At 38.9% G+C, this 20838-nt stretch carries 15 protein-coding genes; 7 read left to right on the top strand and 8 right to left on the bottom strand.

Annotated features, from left to right (window positions below):
* Nucleotides 1-208 precede the first annotated feature (208 nt).
* The 5 genes from JWR87_RS09575 to JWR87_RS09555 form a co-directional block, all read right to left on the bottom strand.
* Nucleotides 209-1915, bottom strand: coding sequence for a RagB/SusD family nutrient uptake outer membrane protein (locus JWR87_RS09575; protein WP_297818889.1), 1707 nt, complete (start codon nucleotides 1913-1915; stop codon nucleotides 209-211).
* Nucleotides 1916-1939: 24 nt separating this feature from the next.
* On the bottom strand, nucleotides 1940-5224 hold the full coding sequence (locus JWR87_RS09570; protein WP_297818887.1) for a TonB-dependent receptor: 3285 nt from the start codon (nucleotides 5222-5224) through the stop codon (nucleotides 1940-1942).
* A gap of 313 nt (nucleotides 5225-5537) precedes the next feature.
* A complete protein-coding gene (rpsG, locus tag JWR87_RS09565) occupies nucleotides 5538-6005 on the bottom strand; it encodes a 30S ribosomal protein S7 (protein ID WP_297818885.1) in 468 nt (155 codons plus the stop codon).
* Between the two features lie 77 nt (nucleotides 6006-6082).
* Nucleotides 6083-6463, bottom strand: a complete 381-nt coding sequence (gene rpsL, locus JWR87_RS09560; RefSeq protein WP_147203296.1) for a 30S ribosomal protein S12 — start codon at nucleotides 6461-6463, stop codon at nucleotides 6083-6085.
* 222 nt (nucleotides 6464-6685) lie between these two features.
* Complete coding sequence (locus tag JWR87_RS09555) at nucleotides 6686-7750, bottom strand: branched-chain amino acid aminotransferase (protein WP_297818881.1); 1065 nt, start codon at nucleotides 7748-7750, stop codon at nucleotides 6686-6688.
* 63 nt (nucleotides 7751-7813) lie between these two features.
* Between JWR87_RS09555 and JWR87_RS09550 the strand changes: the two genes are divergently transcribed.
* The 4 genes from JWR87_RS09550 (at nucleotide 7814) to JWR87_RS09535 (ending at nucleotide 10106) form a co-directional block, all read left to right on the top strand.
* Nucleotides 7814-8368, top strand: a complete 555-nt coding sequence (locus tag JWR87_RS09550) for a hypothetical protein (RefSeq protein WP_297818878.1) — start codon at nucleotides 7814-7816, stop codon at nucleotides 8366-8368.
* Nucleotides 8369-8572: 204 nt separating this feature from the next.
* Nucleotides 8573-9169: an RdgB/HAM1 family non-canonical purine NTP pyrophosphatase gene (rdgB, locus tag JWR87_RS09545; protein ID WP_297818876.1), complete on the top strand. Its 597-nt coding sequence runs from the start codon at nucleotides 8573-8575 to the stop codon at nucleotides 9167-9169.
* A gap of 149 nt (nucleotides 9170-9318) precedes the next feature.
* Nucleotides 9319-9648: a hypothetical protein gene (locus JWR87_RS09540; RefSeq protein ID WP_297818874.1), complete on the top strand. Its 330-nt coding sequence runs from the start codon at nucleotides 9319-9321 to the stop codon at nucleotides 9646-9648.
* A gap of 23 nt (nucleotides 9649-9671) precedes the next feature.
* Nucleotides 9672-10106 carry a thioesterase family protein gene (locus tag JWR87_RS09535; RefSeq protein ID WP_297818872.1) on the top strand — a complete coding sequence of 145 codons (435 nt, stop codon included), beginning with the start codon at nucleotides 9672-9674 and terminating at the stop codon, nucleotides 10104-10106.
* 72 nt (nucleotides 10107-10178) lie between these two features.
* Here JWR87_RS09535 and JWR87_RS09530 read toward each other — a convergent pair whose 3' ends face one another.
* A complete protein-coding gene (locus JWR87_RS09530; protein ID WP_297818870.1) occupies nucleotides 10179-10919 on the bottom strand; it encodes a shikimate dehydrogenase in 741 nt (246 codons plus the stop codon).
* Between the two features lie 2 nt (nucleotides 10920-10921).
* Nucleotides 10922-11689 (bottom strand): phosphosulfolactate synthase, encoded by a 768-nt coding sequence (locus tag JWR87_RS09525; protein ID WP_297818868.1) that lies wholly within the window; start codon nucleotides 11687-11689, stop codon nucleotides 10922-10924.
* Nucleotides 11690-11830: 141 nt separating this feature from the next.
* Between JWR87_RS09525 and JWR87_RS09520 the strand changes: the two genes are divergently transcribed.
* The 3 genes from JWR87_RS09520 to JWR87_RS09510 all read left to right on the top strand — a co-directional run bounded on the left by JWR87_RS09520 (nucleotide 11831) and on the right by JWR87_RS09510 (nucleotide 19331).
* The gene (locus JWR87_RS09520) at nucleotides 11831-12343 is read left to right on the top strand and encodes a redoxin domain-containing protein (RefSeq protein WP_297818866.1); all 513 of its coding nucleotides are present in this window, start codon (nucleotides 11831-11833) and stop codon (nucleotides 12341-12343) included.
* Between the two features lie 76 nt (nucleotides 12344-12419).
* A complete protein-coding gene (locus JWR87_RS09515; RefSeq protein ID WP_297818864.1) occupies nucleotides 12420-14066 on the top strand; it encodes a PQQ-dependent sugar dehydrogenase in 1647 nt (548 codons plus the stop codon).
* Between the two features lie 558 nt (nucleotides 14067-14624).
* Nucleotides 14625-19331 carry a translocation/assembly module TamB domain-containing protein gene (locus JWR87_RS09510; protein WP_297818862.1) on the top strand — a complete coding sequence of 1569 codons (4707 nt, stop codon included), beginning with the start codon at nucleotides 14625-14627 and terminating at the stop codon, nucleotides 19329-19331.
* Between the two features lie 208 nt (nucleotides 19332-19539).
* Here the strand turns inward: JWR87_RS09510 and JWR87_RS09505 are convergent, their stop codons facing one another.
* A complete protein-coding gene (locus tag JWR87_RS09505; RefSeq protein WP_297818860.1) occupies nucleotides 19540-20757 on the bottom strand; it encodes a bifunctional 3,4-dihydroxy-2-butanone-4-phosphate synthase/GTP cyclohydrolase II in 1218 nt (405 codons plus the stop codon).
* Between the last annotated feature and the right edge of the window lie 81 nt (nucleotides 20758-20838).

Below are 20838 nucleotides of genomic sequence, written 5' to 3'. Positions count from 1 at the left end.
TTGCAGTACTTGTAACCGGCAATCCTATTTACATGTATGCTGAAATAAGGGAAATTAGATTCGAGGCGCAAAGGTAAGGATTAGAAGTTTAAAAAGAGGAAGCGTGCGTTAATAAATGTCGAAAGTTGATGTGATAGAATTTCAAATAATAAAAATCTCCACCGGATTGGTGGAGATTCACGAAATAGAATAGTACTATGTAAACATTTTAATAACCGGTATTCTGTTCCAGTAGGTTACCGGCCACCTGAGCAACTTGTATCTGCCTGTTTGGAATGGGATAATATTCATTCTTTTTAGCAAATGCACTCGCAGCATTCTTATAAGTTCTTCTCTCCTTTTCTTTGGTCACATATGCATTTAAAACCTCAGTCGCAATGCCCCATCTTACCAGGTCAAAGAAACGATGTCCTTCCATTGCGAGTTCAAGTCTTCTCTCAAAACGAACCGCTTGTCTTGCCATGGCTTGATCAGCAAAGGGCACTGTGTATTGTTTTATTTGATAGTTTGCGGGAGACCCAGGCACTAAGCTTCCGGGATTAGCAGCTCTTGCACGTACACGGTTTATATATTCCCGAGCTTTTGTAAGCGAACCAACTTCAATTTCAGCCTCGGCAGCCATCAATAATACATCTGCAAAGCGAATAATATTATAATTTTTAGCTGTTTGCCTAAAGTTATTAATGTTTGTAAAACCACCAATATCAGAATTTTTATTAACGTGTTTTTTCGGACTAAAAGGGCCTGCATACACCTGGTCACGGATCCAGCTTCGGCCAGGATGAGGGCCGTAATCATAATAAGGAATACCTCTGCGTCCAACAGTCCAGTCTAATCTAGGGTCAACAGGGATTGTTGCATCATTTGTAAAAGGATCATTAGAGGTAATACCTTCATCATTTTTAATATTACTATTATTAAAAGTACCATCCAGAAAAGGAAGTCCGTTGGCATCTACCTTGAAAGCGTTTACCAGGTTTTGAGACGGCTGGTAAAATCCGCAACACCCCCATACACCCCCATAAGGATAGGCAAGCTCATAACTTGCTTCAGCAGCGGCGGCAACAATGCCACTGGCGGCAGCTTGCATTGAAAAAACTGCTTCCTCGCTATTCTCAAAACTAACGTCAAAATTCTTCCAATACTCCTTTTGCAAATCATAAGTCTTACCATTAGATGTAACACCCTGGCTAATGATCACGTCATATAATGCTTTTGCTTCAGCAAATTTCTTCTCATACATCAGAATTTTTGCAAGCTGAGCACCTGCAGCCCATTTATTTACTTTTCCTACAAGAGACTGTGTAGCTGCAAGGTTATCGTAAGCAAACTTACAATCAGCTTCGATCTGGGGCCAAATATCTGTTTTGTTGTCGTACTTGGTAGTTGTCTCACTAATATATGGCACCTTGTTCCACATGCGCTTAGCTTCAAAGTGAAAAAGAGCTCTTAAAAACCTGGCTTGAGCTATATAATCTTTTTTCTCTTCAGGTGTAAGTACCTTAACGTCCTCTGCCAGTCTCAGGACATCATTCGCCCTGGCCACACCGTCGTACACAGATATCCATTTGTAATAAAAGTAAGTATTAGCAGCTTGCGTGTTCCATAACTCGATCTCCGTCATCTGAGGCTGATCACCGGCATCGGTACCCTTATAAGCATCGTCAGAAGCGACGTCTCCGTACACCCAGTTTGTAACGCCAACCATCCAACCACTGGAACCTGGTGTTCCTTGTCCGTCAAGAAGAGCATATGTTCCAATCAACAGTCCTTCAATACCTTTTTTGTTTTGCAACAATTCGGGGGCGTAATTACCGTAAGGCTGCGGCTCAAGAAACTCCTTCTTACAAGAACTCAATCCACCTAAGAGGAAGACTATTCCTGCAACAAAAAAATATTTTCTATTCGATTTCATAAAATTCTTTTACAGTTAACAAAATTAAAAGCCTAAGTTAATACCGAAGATCACCGATTTATTGGTTGGGTAATTTCCAAGATCAACACCTAAATTTCTATCCGCATTTCTTCTTGTATAATCATTACGCCCGGTATTAGCAGTAGTTATTTCAGGATCTAACCCGGTGTATTTAGTAATAGTAAACAAGTTTTGAACTTGTACATATACCCTTAAGCGATCGATACTAAACCTATCCATTATCTTTTTGGGAAGCGTGTAACCTAAACTAAGATTACGCAATCTCAAATACCCCCCTGGTTCGATGTAATAATTTACTGGTAAAGTACCACTAGATGCGTCATTACTCGTTATTCTTGGAAGCTTGGCATCTTTGTTTTCCGGCGTCCAGCTTTCATATAACAACCGTCTGGTCCTGCCTCCCTGGAAAGTATTAAAATCAGTCCAGTAACGTGTATAATTGGCTATCTCCCCACCAGCTTTCCAGTAAAGGAAAGTGGCAAAGTCAAAACCCTTAAAGCTCATGTTAACGTTAAAGCCCATAACAAATTTCGGATGAGGACTACCTATAAAGGTTCTGTCTTCGGGAGTAATCTTACCATCAGGCTTTCCATCGATACCAGAAAGATCTTTGTATTTCCAACCACCGATAAATTTACCGGCTTGGGTAAGTGTGGCCAGTTCGGCAGCGTCATCAAAAAAACCATCGATAACATATCCATAAAAGCTTGATATAGGCTGGCCGGTAACTGAACGATTAAATGGATCAATCCTTGTTCTGTCACCTTCAAAAAATGGATCAGCAAGTTTACCGACCCTATTCTTATATAGTGAAAAAGTAGTGCTAACATCATATCTAAAATCCTTACCTGAATTACCTCTGTACGACAATGAAAGGTCTATACCTTTATTGTTCATATTTCCAATATTTATTGGCTGCCTCGAAATAAATCCGCCGTAGATACTCGCATCTAATTCTTTTTCAAACAAAAGGTCGGTCGTTTCACGGTTGTAAAGATCCACGGTTACAGCAAGCTTATTATTCAACAAAGTGGCGTCAAAGCCTAAAGTGGCCGTTTTCGTTTGCTCCCATTTAATATCAGGATTCGCAATGGTTTGGTGGCGAAGTGCAGGTGTATAACTTGTATTGCTTCCATTTACAGGATAGCCAGCATCGTTTGCTGTTCTAAAGAAGTTAAGATAGGCAAAGCTGGTGATGTTATCATTACCTAAGACGCCATAGCCAAATCGTATTTTAAAATCATTTATACCTTTAATATTCTTAAAAAAACCTTCCTCCGACACCCGCCAACCCACACTAAAAGCGGGGAAATCTCCATATTTATTGTTAGGCCCAAAAGCATCTGAGGATCCGTCTCTTCTATACGAAGCGCTTAACAAATACCTGTCTTTAAATGCATAATTTACCTGCGCTATTACAGGAGAATACTTTCTGCTTCTAAAAAGGCTACTGGAACCAGACGGTGTAAGACTAAGAGTAGATGCAACTTGTTGAAAGTTGGGATCCAGGCTAAAGAAATCTGAGGCACTTGCATTTATATTTCTTCCCTGATTTTGAACTATTTCAGTTCCTAATAACGCTTTAACCTCATGTACATCGTTAAATGACTTTCTGAAATTCAAAGTATTGTACCAGGTAGCCTGGTAGCCGTACCCTTGCGCTTCAGAGAACTGTGCAATGTTTGTTCGCCCTTCTGGGTTCTCATAAATCGGAGGCGTAAAAATGAAGCTGCTGGTGTTGCCAAAATCAACGCCTAAATTTGTTTTAAACGTAAAATAGCGTAAGAAATCAACTTCAGCATAGATGCTTCCTATCAGACCTAACCTTTTTTCACGTGCATCTTTACGTCTGTCCAGATTAGCATAGGGGTTTGAGGAATTGCCTAAATTAGCACCCCGTGCTCCTCCGTAATTTCCAGCGATATCAAAGACTGGAACAATTGGTTGTTGACGATATGAAAATGAGATAGGATTTCCTTCATCCTGGTTTGTAAACCCTTGAACTCCTGATCTGTTTGTGAAGTTAACCTGCAAATTCTCCCCTACCCTTATTTTATTTTTTATAACAAAACTGGTATTTGACCTAAGTGCAATACGCTGGTACCGAGTCGTATATATAATACCCTTTTGATCAAAATAATCGAGACCAAAAAGGTAGTTAGCATTATCAGTGCCGCCCGAAACAGAAACCTGGTGGTTCATCTGGGGAGCTTTTTGTAGTATCGCGCCAAGCCAATCAGTGCCCTGTTTGTTTGCAGGAACAATTTGATAAGTACCTGGGCCGTTTACGTCAAATAAGTCAAGTTTATATTTGGCAGGATCTGCCGCAGCGTCTCCTGCCGCTATTCCACCACTCTTTCCGCCTGGTTGCCCACCGCCGGCATAAATAAAATCTGGAATAATAGGTCCGGTGGTACTTATACCCGTAGGACCCGCATATTGACCATGCTTGAACTGACCATTTACAACGTTGCCAGAGTTAAGAGCCAACAAATAAAGATACTGCCCATACTCCGCTGTATTTAAAAGATCAAGCCTTTTATTGAAAGTTTGATTACCGTAATAGGCATCATAAGTGACTTTAGCACGTCCAAGTTTTCCTTTTTTTGTCGTGATAATGATAACACCGCCAGCAGCGGCAGAACCATAAATTGAAGCTGCAGACGCATCTTTCAACACCTGCAGGCTTTCGATATCATTTGGATTCAGTTCAGTGATAGCCCCAACACGAGCGCCATCAACAACGTACAATGGTTCGTTATTACCAAAGGTGCTATAGCCATGAATACGTACATTGGCACCGGTACCAGGAACCCCAGAGGTACCAACAGTAACACCAGCAGCCCGACCTTGTAAAAGACTTTGAACATTTGAACCAGGATTGGCAATTAATTCCTTCACGTTTACGACAGCTACCGAACCCGTGATGTCTCTTTTTGCCTGTGTTGTGTACCCAGTCACTACAACTTCAGTAAGGGTTGCATTAGACGGTCTCATTGTCACATCCAATAAGCCACGACCGGCTGCAGATACTTCTGTGTTCTCAAATCCCACGTTAGTAATTACAAGTGTTCCTCCGTCATTAGGAGCTGATAAGGTAAATGTTCCTTCTGCATTAGTTTGTGTGGCTATAGAAGTTCCTTTTACAGTAACTGTAGCACCGGAGATAGGTTCATTGTTTGGGCCTGTGACTTTGCCACTAACCGTGCGCTGGGCGAAAGTGAAAGTAGAAAAAAAGAGGAGACATGCAGTTAAAAGTAAACTGCGGGCAGTTAAATGTTTTGGCATAGCAATCAGTTAAAAGTTAAAGAAAATTAAAAATAGCAATTGCAAAATACGCAGTCAACGTTTTTCACAATGCTATCACAATAATAAACAAGAATTATCGGTAAAAGGCTGCTTAGAATGGATAAAAAATAAAAATTTAATAAACTTCTTAAAAAACACTTAAAAACTTACCTTAAAATAGATGAAATGAACGAGGTGTTTTACCGGCGGGACGTCGTATTCGAACTTTTAGTATTTGATATTTTTTTTTTAACATATGGACACAAAAAAAGCCACTCATTTGAGTGGCTTCAATATATAATGAGGAAAGACCTTATACTTTGAAGTGAGAGAAAGCCTTGTTGGCTTCAGCCATACGGTGCGTGTCTTCCTTCTTTTTGAAAGCTCCACCTTCACCTTTACTTGCTGCAATTATTTCGTTAGATAGTTTTTCAGCCATACTCCGTCCATTTCTCTCGCGGCTAAAACGGACCATCCATTTAATGCTTAACGAGATCTTCCTATCCTGGCGAACTTCAGAAGGAATTTGAAATGTAGCACCACCAATACGACGGCTTCTTACTTCAACACCTGGGGTAATATTAGCTAACGCTCTTTTCCAAATTTCATATCCATCTTCCCCGGTTTGCTTCGACACTCTGTCTACAGCATCATAAAATATAGTCAAAGCAATGCTTTTCTTACCCTGCCACATAATGTTGTTAACAAAACGGGTGACCAGCTTGTCGTTAAAGCGAGGATCTGGTGCTAAAGGAATTTTTTTAGGTTGCGTCTTACGCATTTTCTTTTTATTTTAATGCAGCTAAGCTGCTTAGTTTATTATTGAATTCTATAACCTCATTGTGAAGTCTACTCTTACTACTTCTTAGCCTTAGCCTTCTTTGTACCGTATTTAGAACGGCTTTGTTTCCGATCTTTTACCCCGGCAGTATCAAGACTACCACGAACAATGTGATAACGAACACCTGGTAAATCTTTTACACGACCACCACGGATTAAAACAATAGAGTGCTCCTGCAAATTGTGTCCTTCACCGGGAATATAAGCAATAACCTCAATCTTATTTGTCAAACGCACCTTTGCAACTTTACGCAAAGCTGAGTTCGGTTTCTTAGGAGTAGTTGTATAAACCCTTGTGCATACACCACGTCGTTGTGGACATGCATCAAGTGCTCTAGACTTGCTTTTAGCCTTTATAATTTCTCTACCTTTTCTTACTAATTGCTGAATTGTAGGCATTTTTACCTTTTAAATTTTTCGGATTGCAAAAGTAGCAGCATTAACTTGAAATTCCAAGACTTGAATAAAAAAATCTCCTGCAACCCCAAATTTTGCTACTTTTCTTAATCTTTATACTATTTTTTAAGAAACCATTTTGAATTCATTAATTCTAAAAATGATGAATTCTAAGAAAAAAAGTGTCTTTACATTATTAATCTTAATGCTTTTCGTTTACTCTTACTAAACTTTAAACATCCATCCGTAAGGGTCGCCAACTTTGGAATTCCTGATATCGTTAAGACGTTTTTTTAATTCCGTTGAAACTGTCCATTTAACTACGTCGAACTCCATCACGTACTCCTTATATCTTAACTCCTTGATGGGAGAAATAGTGGCGGCAGTACCTGTCCCAAAAACTTCTCTCAGTTGACCAGCTTTATGGGCTTCAATAATTTGATCAATACTGATCCTGTCTTCTATTACCTCAAATCCCATTTCTTTTAAAACTGTGACGGCACTGTCGCGCGTAACACCCGCTAAGATAGTTCCAGAGCTGAGTTCAGGAGTGTAGGCTTTATCTCCAATGATAAAAAACACATTCATTGTCCCAATCTCTTGCACATATTTATGTTCAACTGCATCCGTCCACAAAACCTGATCGTACCCACGTTCGTGAGCTTCAGCAGCAGGCAATAAACTTGATGCATAATTTCCTGCTGCTTTTGCGAACCCAATTCCACCTGGAGCGGCACGCGAAAATTTTTCTTCCACGTAAATCCGCATAGGCTTACTATAGTAAGGACCTGTAGGGCTGAGAATTATTAAGAATTTATAAGAATTAGAAGGCTTCACTCCCAACGTCGCTTCTGTGGAAAACATAAACGGACGAATATATAAGGAATGATCATCCTCGGTTGGAATCCAATTTTTGTCGATGTCCACTAACAACCGCATTCCTTCCATAAAGATCTCCTCAGGAACAGGAGGCATTTTTAATCTTTCTGCCGAAATATTAAAACGCCGGTAGTTATCTATAGGTCGAAATATAAAGGCATTTCCGTCGCTATCTTTATAAGCTTTTATACCCTCAAAGATTGCCTGTCCGTAATGTATAGCAGCCGTAGATGGGTCGAGGAGTAGAGGTTGGTAAGGTTTAATTTCAACGCTTTTCCATTCACCATCTTCATAATCTGCCTCGAGCATGTGGTCGGTAAAATATTTTCCAAAAGGTAAATTTTCGAAAGAAAAAGACTGAAGCTTGCTTGTTTCTGCCTTTTGAACAATTATCGGAGGAGCTGCAACCATAAATATTAATTTTGAAGCAAAGAAACGAAAAATGCCTGCAAAGGCAATAAATATTGACGATGTATGAGTGCAGAAAAAATACAATTGCCCGACTTTTTATTAGCAGAATTATACAAAGGAAGTCTGGTTGAACTTGATACTTATAATGCAGAAGCAGTACAGACGCAGTTGGAAGAACAGCCATTAAAAGGCCAGGAGGCAATAGAACCACTCGATAAAGTAGCATTTCTTGGCGAAAACAAAAAAGGGGTAATTATAATAGTTCACCAGCCTGATGCAGTTTTTTTATTAGAGGAGGAACTTATTTTTTTAACTAGTATTTTAAAAGCCTGTCATCTTGATTTGGCTGATATAGCTATTATAAACAATTCGCGACAGGAGGTTGATTACGAGGCCATAAAACAACAATTGGGTGCAAAAACAATTCTGTTGTTTGATGTTGAGCCTTCCGCTATAAAGCTGCCATTTATGATACCCGCTTTCCAGGTGCAGAAATTTTCGGGATCTACCATTATGGTTGCTCCTCCACTTACTCATATTAATAAAGCTGGAGTAGAAGGGAAACTATTGAAAACCAAATTATGGCTTAGCCTTAAGAATGTATTTAATATTGCTTAAAAGAATAAGAGGTTGACAACGATGCTAGCGGACTTGTGGCCGAACGGATTGCGACGCAACGATGACAAATTGAAATAATACTGCTGGTATCATAAGTTAGTTTTTAAGAATTTTGTATAAAAATCCTTCTACCCGTCCCTTTGATTAATAACGATCTTAACTCCTTGTTAATTAAAAATTTTACCTCTATTCCCACTTTGAAACATGAAAAAAATAATTTTTGCTACGAACAATCAAAATAAGGTTGAAGAAATAAGAAGCATTATTGAAGATTTTTTTGAGGTTATTTCTTTAAAAGAGGCAGGAATAAACATTGACATACCTGAGCCGCATGCAACATTAGAGGAAAACGCAAGTGAAAAATCAAAAACTATTCATGCTGTTACAGGTGAGAATTGTTTTAGCGAAGACACGGGGTTAGAAGTTGAGGCGCTAAACGGTGAACCAGGAGTAAAAAGCGCCCGATATGCAGGAGAAGGAAAAAGTGCCAACGATAATTTACAAAAGCTGCTGCATGCACTAAAGGGTGCAGAGAACAGAAAGGCCCGGTTTCGAACAGTGATTTCGCTTATTATCAATAATTCTGAGGAACTGTTTGAAGGAATTTGTGAAGGAGAAATTACAGAAGTTGCAAAAGGACATTTAGGTTTTGGTTATGACAGCATTTTTATTCCAGATGGAGCTAATAAAACCTTTGCGGAAATGGTGTTGGCAGAAAAAAACCAGTATAGCCACAGGAAAAAAGCAACAATGAAACTGGCGTCATTTTTGTCCACAGTTGGGAAAAATAGTTGCATTTAGAGAATTGTTTAAGAAAACTGCAACTAAACGAATAAATAGGTCGTCTGTAATAATAAATAACCCAATAACTGTGTTATATAATTTATAGTTCGCTGCCCGACATGGACGAACATTAAATTAATATGATATAGAATAAAAACCAACAGATCATGAAAAACAGTCTATCTCAAAGTTGTCTTTACAATGTCTCACCTAATCCTGAAAAAGAGCGTTTGGAAAACCTGCAGAAAAAACTAAAAACCTCTTCTCACACTTTCAATTCTACTATGACAGAACGATTAATTATGCCGCCCGCAAGGGTTTGGGGTAAGATAGAAAAAATTTTAGATGAACAAGATGCAAGAAAAAGCCGGGCAAATGATGTTATAGCATCATCTTCATTTGTGCATAAGCCTAATTCTAACCGAGCCAGGATTCGTATAGCGTCGTCTATAGCGGGCTTAGGTTTACTTGCCGGTTTGGTTTGGATTATCCGTTAAATCATTTCACTATTTCCTGTTTAATGGAACGAATCAAAGTTTCTCTTCCCCATAAGTTTAATTTTTCGACCATCTTAAAGATCAGGATAACTGATTTAAATTACGGCGGTCATGTAGGTAATGATGTGTTCTTATCTTTAGTTCACGAAGCACGGCAGCAATATCTACAACACTTTGGTTACACGGAACTGAACCTTGAAGGCGCAGGATTAATAATGGCAGATGCTGCGATTGAATATAAACGTGAACTGAAATATGGAGATGAAATACAAATATCAGTTGCAGCCTCAGGAATTGATAGACTTGGTTTTGATATTTTTTATAAGATAGAAGTAAAACCAGGAGACGAATGGCTGGTTGCGGGAAAAGTCAAAACAGGCATGTTATGTTTTGATTACACTACTAAAAAGAAGATTTCAGTTCCGGAAAAGGCTGTAGAAAAAATGGGCTTTTTGTAGTCTTACTTCTTTGCTTCCTAAATCTTACAAACCTACTTTCTTCTTCATCTGCATGTGTGGAGATATAAGCTCTTAAATTTCATTCCAGATTTTCCAACTTTCTTCTGCCTGGATAACTAACATGTCTGAGCCATTTTTTGTAATAGCTCCCATCTCTGCTGCTTTTTTTAAGAATAAGGTCTCAACAGGATTATACACAAGATCAAAAAGATAATGATCAGTAGTTAGAAATTCATATGGTATCCCGGGACACTTGTCTACATTAGGAAACATACCAAGCGGAGTTGTATTAATAATGAGCTTATGTTGTCCCAAAATTTCTTTTGTTAGCTCATTATAAGAAAGACTTCTTTTTCCTGTTTCGCTATTCCGACTAACAAAAGAATAGTGGATGCCCAATTTTATCAGTACATATTCAACAGCAGCCGCAGAGCCGCCGGTACCAAGTATTAGCGCTTTAGTATGACTACCTGTAAGTTTAGAGGAAAGTGATTTCTCAAAACCGATCACATCTGTATTATAACCGGTTAAACTCCCGTTTTTTATTTTAATGCAATTGCATGCACCGATTTTTTCAACTGCTTCCGTTTTTTCATTTAGAAAAGATATCACCGATTTTTTATACGGAATCGTAACATTTATCCCTTCCAAACCAGGGTTGCTAATGATAAGGTTAGCGAAGTCACTAATGTTTTCAATTGGATACAAGTCGTAAAAGCAATCGAAAATATGTTCTCTTTCAAATTTCTCTGCAAAATAAGCCGGGGAAAAAGAGTGCGATAATGGATAACCTATTAACCCGAATTTTCTCATTATCAATTTTTGTTATCGAGGTATAAGTGAAAAGTGTCGCCACGCAAACCGATCCTCATTGCTTCAAGAGGGATTATTTCAGTTGGAGCTATGTTTCCAAGATTTACGTTGCACCCGATTAGCTCAAGAAAGTATAGTTGCTGGTCTTTTTGCGGAGCTTCCCATATAATTTTCTCTGTTGGTATTTGTGTCAGGATTTCCTGAACCAAGCCTTCTCTTACTTCACCTGAACCTCGATATATACCTACCGTACCAGCTTCCCTGGCTTCAGCAATCACGTAAGTTGAACCCGCCTCCAGTTCTGCCCGCATCAATTCAATCCATTTGTAGGGTGGAATGATATGGGCCGCATCTTTACTGCCCACTTCACTTAGAACAGTTCCAAATTTTGTAAGCTTTTCTATATAGCCACATTTTTCCGCATGTGGTATAGTGATAGATCCGTCACTTACTTCAACATGTTTTATACCATAATCTTTCATCATAGCAATATATCCTTCAAACTCATTTCTTATTAAAAAAGCTTCAAACAAAGTTCCGCCAAAGTATACGGCCATTCCGGCCTTTTGATAAATTTCTATCTTTTGACGAAGATTTGGAGTAACGAATGCAGTACCGAAACCGAGCTTAACAATATCAATGTGAGAAGAACCAACGCTCATAAGGTTTTCTGCCTCAGAAATACTTAACCCTTTGTCCATAATCATTGTTAATCCATTTTGCCGTGGCTGTGCTGTTCTCTCTGGTATTTGACTCAAGTTGAAGTTCATTTCTCCGGTAGTTAGGTTTAAGCGCCAAAAATAGTGATTGAAGGTGAAAGTGTAATTTAACAATCGGCCACCTCAAATGCGCTATTCTAACTGGCTATGCTTTATTTTTGGTTGAATATTTGACAAGTAATGAAAAAAATTATGCGCTCTTTACTTACGTTATTAACGTTACTACTTATATCTTTCTCAATTACGGCTCAAACAAATACAGGTATCAGTAAAACGGATACACTTGCACCTTATCAAAAAAATGCGACCATTCCATCTTTTAGCATTCAAATGCCCGATAGCAGTTGGTTTAGCAAAGTAAATCTGAAGGATAAAAAGCCAACCCTCATTTTATATTTCAGTCCTGATTGTGGTCACTGCCAACTTGAAACTGAAGAGATAATTACCAAGATGAAAGACTTAAGTAACCTGCAAATTGTAATGATTACAAGCCGGCCTTTTCGCGACATGGTAAATTTTGCTGATCGTTATAAACTAAACAGGTTCCCCTCTATAAAAATCGGCACTGATCCTTCCAGGATGGTTACCCAGTTTTATGCTGTTAAGTTTACCCCGTTTTCCGCCGTATACGATAAAAAAGGCCAGTTCGTAAAAGCGTACGAAAAAGGTATTGACATGGCCGAATTGATAACGCTGGCCAAATAAATACTTACTTAAACGCATTTGCGGATAATAGGAAGGGGTATAATTTGTGATTGTAGAAGGCATAACCGTTTCTATCATGAAAAAGACTCTACTCCCTTTTTTATTACTTATTGCACCCATCTTTGTTTTTTCACAACCGTTAATTTCCTTTCAACCTGTTGTTTCAGGCCTGTCTCAACCAGTCTATATGGTAGAGGCAAACGACAGCTCGCACCAGCTTTTTATAGTTGAACGAACCGGAAAAATAAGGATTTGGAAAAATAATAGCCTTCTACCTACAGCTTTCCTTGATGTAACTTCTATAATTACTGCTGCCAATGCGGAGCAGGGATTATTAAGTATGGCATTTCATCCTGCTTATAAAGATTTAGGGTATTTCTTTATCTACTATACAAACACTGCCGGTGCCATTACAATTGCACGTTATCGGCGAACCAACGATAATATTGCAGATCCTTCATCAGGAGTTGTTTTGTTGACAATCCCTAAAAGATTTTCGAACCATAATGGAGGACATTTATTATTTGGACCAGACGGGTATTTATATTTTGCAACAGGCGATGGTGGCTCAGGAGGAGACCCTGATAACAATGCCCAAAAACCACAATCCTTATTAGGAAAAATGTTGCGGATAGACGTAAATAATCCGGTTACACCCTTTTATAAAATCCCACCTACCAACCCATTTGTTGGCAGCACATCCATAAAAGAAGAAATTATTGCTACTGGTTTAAGAAATCCGTGGCGGTGGTCTTTCGATAAACAAACCGGAGATATATGGCTTGCAGACGTAGGTCAAAATCTTTGGGAGGAAGTGAACTTGGTAACAGCATCGAACAGGATGAATAAAGACTATGGCTGGTCTTGCTTTGAGGGCACCCATGCTTACAAAAGCTGTGTAGCTAAACCAAACAATGTCTCGCCCATTTTTGAATATCCACACAACAATACGACAGGTGGATTTTCTATAACAGGGGGCTATGTGTACAGGGGCTCCGAATTTCCCTCCTTGCAGGGATATTATATTTGCAGCGATTTCGTAAGTGGAAACGGATGGTTAATTAAGTCTAATGGAAGCGGAGGCTGGAATACTACCATGCAATCTTCATGGCCGCAAATTTCGTCATTTGCCGAGTCCCTTAACGGTACTTTATATGCTTTGGCCTTAAGTGGCAGCCTTTATAAAATTACGACCGGCAGCTCATTACCCCTTCATCTAGTTTCTTTTGGGGGAAGAGCTGCCGGAAATATGTTTGAGCTAAAGTGGCAGGTGCAACACGAAGAAGCAGGAGACGTTTATGTAATTGAAAGAAGAACAGGTTCAACAGCCCTCTTTACCGAAATAAGCAGGACAAAGTCAACCACAAATACAGCTATAAATAACTATTCGGCGAAAGTACCTACGGCGGAGGGACAAAGCTTTTACCGGTTAAAATCTATTTCTATACAAGGGCAGATCAGCTATTCAGAGATTATTAGTTCAAATCATAAAATTTTATTCATCATTAAAGCAAGTGTTATCGGAACAAATTTAAGCGTGACAATACCGGCGGGCACAACGTTGATAGAAGTATTCGACGCGGCTGGCAAAGCTTTAAAAAAGCAACGAGTAAACCCAGGCCAAAGTCATCTTATGATACCTCTCAACAATATTGCGAAAGGCATTATTTCTATAAGAGCAATGGTAAATGGTGAAAGGCAATCAATACAAGTGGCATATTAGCTGGGGCTTTTAATAACGCCGTTTGGGGAAGGTAATTTGAAGAAGTTGTTTGTAACGGGCAGCCGTATTTCAATCAGCCATTGTTGCGTCGCACACTTGTGCCACTGTTATGAAATGAGCAAAAAAACTTTTAATTAGACGTTTCAATTCAAATATCCAATGTAGCTCCGAAATGATTTATGGTACAAGTGAGTGACACAACAATGCTGACCAAAGATTGGCTGGTAATAACACAATAACCATTACTATAAGAATTGGCCCGTGCAGGTTGGAATTTTAGTGTTAATTGTTTTGAACAAGCCTTTCCAGCATTTTATTTGCTTAAGTAATTGGGGTTGAAAAACCAGCAGTAATTAAAAGCGCAATAATTACAACGCCCACTTTATATGTTATTATTTTGTAGAAGTTCGCATCCAGTTTGTGCTGCCACTCGGTTTCTTTATTTTTACAAAAATCAAATGTAGTTTTCTGAAGAAATTTGTTACTATAACCGGGAGAATTGTATTAAGCATATTTGCGTTACTGCTTTTTATATGGCTTATTATTCAAACTTCCTTCGTGCAAACCTTAATTGTAAAAAAGGTAGCAAAACGTTTATCAAAAGATCTTCATACAGAAGTAAGGATAGATCGTGTAAGCTTTGCTTTATTTAACAGCATGAACCTGGAAGGAACCCTGGTTAAAGACCTAAAAAAAGATACCCTTTTATATGCAAGCCAGGTAAAGGTTAGGATTACAGACTGGTTTTTTTTAAAAGACGAACTGGTGCTAAAGTATATCGGGCTTGAAGATGCCTATATAAATATGTACCGAAAAGACTCTGTCTGGAACTACCAGTTTCTTGTAGACTATTTTTCTCCTACTACACCTAAAGACAAAAAGAAAAAGAGCAATTTAAAATTCAATCTCAAAAGGCTTGATTTTAAAAATATTGCTGTCGTACAGAAAGATGAGTGGGTTGGAAACCTGATGGAAGTAAGGGCAGGTAATTTACAGTTAGAAGCCAACGACATCAACATAGATAAAAATCTTCTTGACATAAAAGAGATTGATCTTGAAAGGCCTTTTTTCTCAGTTACCAGCTTCAAAGGATTAAGACCTACAGCTGCTATTACTACAGCAAAAAAAGCTAGCGGCTTATACTTCAACAAGGGAGATCTTCGCCTGCTTGTCAATAAAATAAACATTAGGAATGGTACTTTCCAGAACTTGAAGCGTTTGGATCGTGCTCCTTATTCCTATTTTGATCCGCTTAATTTACGCTTGGATAAAATAAATGGAAGCTTTACAAAAGTTAGTTTTATAAAAGATACTATTAAAGTTAACATAGACCTGGCAACAAAAGAAAGGAGCGGTTTCGATTTGCGAAAGCTAAAAACCTCCCTTAAACTTACTCCCCAAATAATGGAGTTTGCCAAGCTTGAGCTGCTTACTCCAAGAACGCGTTTGCACAACTATTTTGCCCTCAGTTATAACGACTTCACCAAAGACTTCTCGAATTTCCTTGAGAAGGTTACGATGGACGCACGGTTTAATAATTCTGAAATTGATAGTGATGACCTTGCCTATTTTGTTCCCGCTGCGAAGACCTGGAAAAAAAGAATAAGCATATCAGGAACCGGGAAAGGAACTGTTGGAAATATTTCAATAAAAAATCTATTTGCACGAGCAGGAGGCAGCACATCAATTAGTGGCGACGTTACAATGGTTGGTCTTCCTGATATCAATAAAACATTTATCAATTTTCAGTCGGGAAACGTGCAAACCACCTATCGTGATGCTGTTTCTTTTTTACCGGCAATCGGCAAAATAGACAACCCCTCCCTTTCGAGCCTGGGGCAGGTAAAGTTTAAAGGAAACTTTAAAGGAACAATTAAAAACTTTTCAACTACCGGCGTTTTTAGTACGAACCTTGGAGGTTTCCATACTGATATCCGAATGGAATTACCCGACAAAACTGCTGCTATTTATCACGGTCACCTTGGTACCGATAAATTTAATCTCGGTAAGTTTTTGCAGATTAAAGATATGGGTACGTTGTCTTTTGATGGCGCGGTTACAGGAGTAGGTTTAACGGTTAATAGTTTAAAAACAAGCGTAACCGGAAAGATTAGTGAGTTCAACTTTAAAGATTACAACTACCGCAAAATAGATATTGAAGGAACGTTTGCGCGCAAACAATTTGACGGAACAGTAAAAATTGATGATGATAATATAGATTTTGTTACCACTGTTAAAATGGATTTCAGGAATGCTCAACCTCATTTCAACCTACTGGCCGATCTTGCTCATAGCAACTTTCAAAAGCTACACCTGTACAACAAACAACTGGAACTGAGCGGTTTGTTTGACTTAAACTTCAGCGGAAAAAACATTGATCAGTTTCTTGGATCGGTGAAGGTGTTCAATGCTAACCTAATACAAGATAGTGTGCAGTTGAACTTCGACTCACTCAGTCTACAATCGCACTTTGAAGGTCGCAGAAGATTGCTGTCTTTAACTAGTAATGAATTCGATGCTTCTGTTGAAGGCGAATACAACATTCTCGATCTGCCTAACACCTTTCAAATCTTTCTTAATAAGTACTATCCGGCTTATATCAATAAACCGAGGGCTAATGTAAAAGATCAGCAATTCAATTTTATTGTAAATACAAAAGACATCGCCGGCTATACGTTGCTCTTTAATAAAGACTTAACTGGTTTTAGTAATAGCAGCATTTCTGGCACTATAAATACGATTGATACAGTATTTGAACTAAATGCAGACATTCCCGCTTTTGCTTTTAAGAAGTACAGGTTTAACAACATCGCTTTAAACGGAAGAGGTAATCTTGACGTTTTGCAATTGAACGGAAATATTGAAAACATCTGGTTAAGCGATAGCTCCGGGTTTCCCAATAGCACAATCACCATTTTGTCGCAAAAGGATTTGTCGCAGATCAGTATCAAAACAAAAGCAAATAGTACACTTAACGAGCTTAACCTAAATGCCGATCTCACCACCTTTTCGGATGGGGTTAAAATTAAGTTCAACCCTTCCGACTTTGTAATCAACGACAAGCGCTGGATCTTAGAAAAAGAAGGCGAAATTAGTATCAGGAAGAATTTTGTTTCAGCAGAAAATGTAAGGTTTACGCAGAATGATCAGCATATAGAAGTTAAAACAACTTATGATGAAGAGTTTAATAAAAGTAACCTGCTTGTAACCTTGCAAAGCCTTAATATCGGTGACTTTGCACCATTTCTTACTACCAACCCAAGGTTAGAAGGGCTTGCATCAGGACAAGTGGTGATGAGCGACTTTTTTGGAAAGTTTAAAATCGACGCGGATTTAAAAGCAGAACAGTTTAGAATGGACAACGATTCTGTAGGTGTAGTAGGTATTAGAGGCAATTACAACAGCAGCAATGGCAAGATTGGGTTCAATGTGACATCTGATAATGAATTTTACAAGTTTATCGCCAGTGGTAGTTATAATCTCGCTGATACTACTGGCATTCCCTTGCTTACCTCAATTAAATTAGATAATACTAAAATCAATATTCTAAATAAATTCCTAAATACAATTTTTACTGATGTGCGGGGCTTAGCAACAGGCGAACTGCATATAAACGGCAATCCGAAAAAGCCCGAATTACTGGGTCAGGTTACGTTAACAAAAGGAAGCTTGTTAGTAAACTTTACCCGGGTTCAATATTTTGTTGATGCCGCAACTTTTACTTTTACAGAGGGGGCAATTGACTTTGGAACATTTAATATCAAAGACAAATTTGGAAATGTAGGCCAGGTTTCGGGAAAGCTTTACCAGCGGCAGTTCAAAGATGTCAGGTACGATTTGGATCTTACTACAAGGCGAATGCTTTTAATAGATACCAAGGCCAATGATAACAGCCAGTTTTACGGTACTGCTATCGGTCGGGCATCCTTAAACATTAGTGGTCCTCAGGAAAATATGCGGATTAAAATAACAGCAGAACCGGTTGACAGCTCCCATATTTACATTCCTACCAATACTACCCGTCAAAGCGCTGAAGCTGGCTTTATAGTGTTTAAGCAATATGGAACGGAGATGAAGGATGTGGTTGAAGAAAGCCCGGGCAATATAACCGTCGATTTAGACCTCACGGCAAATTCGTTTGCCAAGATTGATGTTATTTTAGACCCTGTAACCGGCGACATTATAAAAGCAGTTGGTAACGGTCGCTTAAGAATACATGCTGGTACCACTGATAACATGACTATTAATGGCCGTTACGATATTCAGAAAGGAAGCTATGATTTCAACTTTCAGTCGTTTATAAAAAAGCCGTTTATTTTAAGAGAAAATGCAGGCAGTTTTATTGAATGGAGCGGGGATCCGTTCAATGCAAAATTATCGGTAGAGGCATTGTATGTGGCAGAAAACGTACGCCTGGGAGATCTTGTTGGAACGCAAAATTTAAGCGGTACCGTACAAAGCTACCAGGGCGATGTGTACGTATTGGCTAAGATTACCGGCGACTTGCTTAAACCAAATATTGACTTTGCCATCGATTTCCCTCCTGGCTCACAGGTAAAGAATGATGAGACGTTCAACCAGTTTCTGAGTAAATTGGAAAAAGACAATAATGAAATGCTCAAACAGGTTACCTATCTCATCGTATTTGGTTCATTTGCGCCTTACGGTGAGGGAAGAACCATTGGAGCAAACTTCGCAACGTTAGGTTTCAACACTATTTCAGAATTAATTTCTAAACAGGTAAATAATGTAGTATCTGGTATTTTGTATAAGATTACTGGCGATCGCAGTTTGCAGTTCGACGTAAGCACGTCTGTCTACAACAGCAGTAATTTGTTTAGCGGAAATGTTACTGCTACGAATGCCATTGATCGCCAAAAGGTCAATTTCAAATTAGGCAAGAGCCTTTTCAATAACAAAGTCATTGTGACCTTCGGTGGAGACATCGACTTTAGAATGGGAACGAATACGGCTACGTCGCAGCAGTTAGGAAATCTTCAATGGCTACCGGATTTAACGGTCGAAATTGTTTTGTCTAAAGACCGTAAAATCAGGGCAATCGTCTTCAGCCGTAATAACCTTGACATTTCTACCGGGGCCCAGTCAGTAGGGCGCCGCAACAGGCAGGGTGCAAGTATTTCTTACAGAAAAGATTTTGAACACTTTTTTTCAGGGGAAAAACAACAGCCTGTAGAAAAACGTGATACTACACCCCCAGCCGTTCTACAACCTGTTACTATGCTGAAAAATGAGGATGAAAAGTAACGATCGCTAAGAAACCTGGCACCTACTCATAGAAAGCTACTATTATATATACAAGCTCTTTTTTAGCACAATAATTATTTAGCCGGCTTTACCCCTGCTTCAACTAAGGTTGTGTCACACCCTTGTACTGTTGTTCCCTGTTGAACTTTTTTCGACTGCCCTTCCTTTCCGGTACTAACACTCAAATGGTTACTTAAGTATTAGCCCGTTAATTGTTCTCCAACAGATCATTCAAAATTTCATGACCCAATTTATCCCTCTTGGTTTGAAGATACTTTTCGTTATGTGGATTTGATTTTACTTCGATTGGTACAATGTCTACTATTTCAAGTCCATACCCCTTTAGACCTGCACGCTTTTTTGGATTGTTACTCATCAACTTTAAGCGCGTCGCTCCCAGGTATCTTAAAATCTGTGCTCCTACTCCGTAATCACGTTCATCGCTAGCAAAGCCAAGATGAATATTTGCCTCTACCGTGTCCATTCCTTCTTCCTGCAGTTTGTAAGCCTTTAGTTTATTTACAAGACCAATTCCCCGACCTTCCTGGTTCATGTATAAAATAATTCCCCTTCCCTCGTTTTCTACCATTTGCATGGCTTTGTGCAGTTGTTCGCCACAATCACACCTGAAACTTCCCAAAATATCTCCTGTAAAACAACTGCTATGTACGCGGGCAAGTACTGGCTCGCTTTTTTGCCACTCTCCTTTTACCAGTGCCAGATGTTCCCGTTCAGTACTTTTTTCCCTAAATGCCACCAATTTAAAATGACCCCACCTGGTTGGCATGTCCACTCTTACAATTTCTTCAATAAGTGAATCTTTTTTAAGCCTGTATTCTATCAAATCTTTAATAGAAATAATTTTTAGGTTAAACTTCTTAGCAAGTTCCTCCAACTGCGGCAATCGGGCCATCGTTCCGTCTTCATTCATAATCTCGACTAACACACCTGCCGGCTCAAAACCTGCAAGTCTCGCCAAATCAATAGTAGCTTCAGTATGACCTGTTCTCCTAAGTACCCCACCCTTTTTAGCTCTTAAAGGAAAAATGTGTCCCGGGCGCCCTAATTCGCCCGGTTTTGTTGAAGGATCAACTAACGCCTGTATTGTCTTTGCCCGATCGTGGGTAGAAATTCCAGTGGTACATCCATGACCGAGCAAGTCTACCGATACAGTAAAAGGCGTTTCGTGTAGAGAAGTATTGCTGTTAACCATTAATTCAAGCCCTAGTTCATCACAACGATCTTCTATAAGTGGTGCGCAAATTAAACCCCGTCCTTCCCGGCTCATAAAATTGATTACCTCTGGTGTAACCATTTTTGCTGCAATTATAAAATCACCTTCATTTTCTCTATCCTCATCATCCACAACAATCACCATTTTTCCCTGGCGAATATCTTCAATAGCGCTTTCAATTGTATCTAACATATACCTGTTTGTACAAAATTACAATCAAAGAGGTAAACTGTTTAAAATATAACAATTTGTCGTTTTAGCTAGCATGTGATA

It is taken from the genome of Segetibacter sp., from assembly GCF_025963695.1.
Classification (GTDB): Bacteria; Bacteroidota; Bacteroidia; order Chitinophagales; family Chitinophagaceae; genus Segetibacter.
Note: the sequence above shows the minus strand (reverse complement) of the source record. Positions and strands in the feature narration are given on the sequence as shown.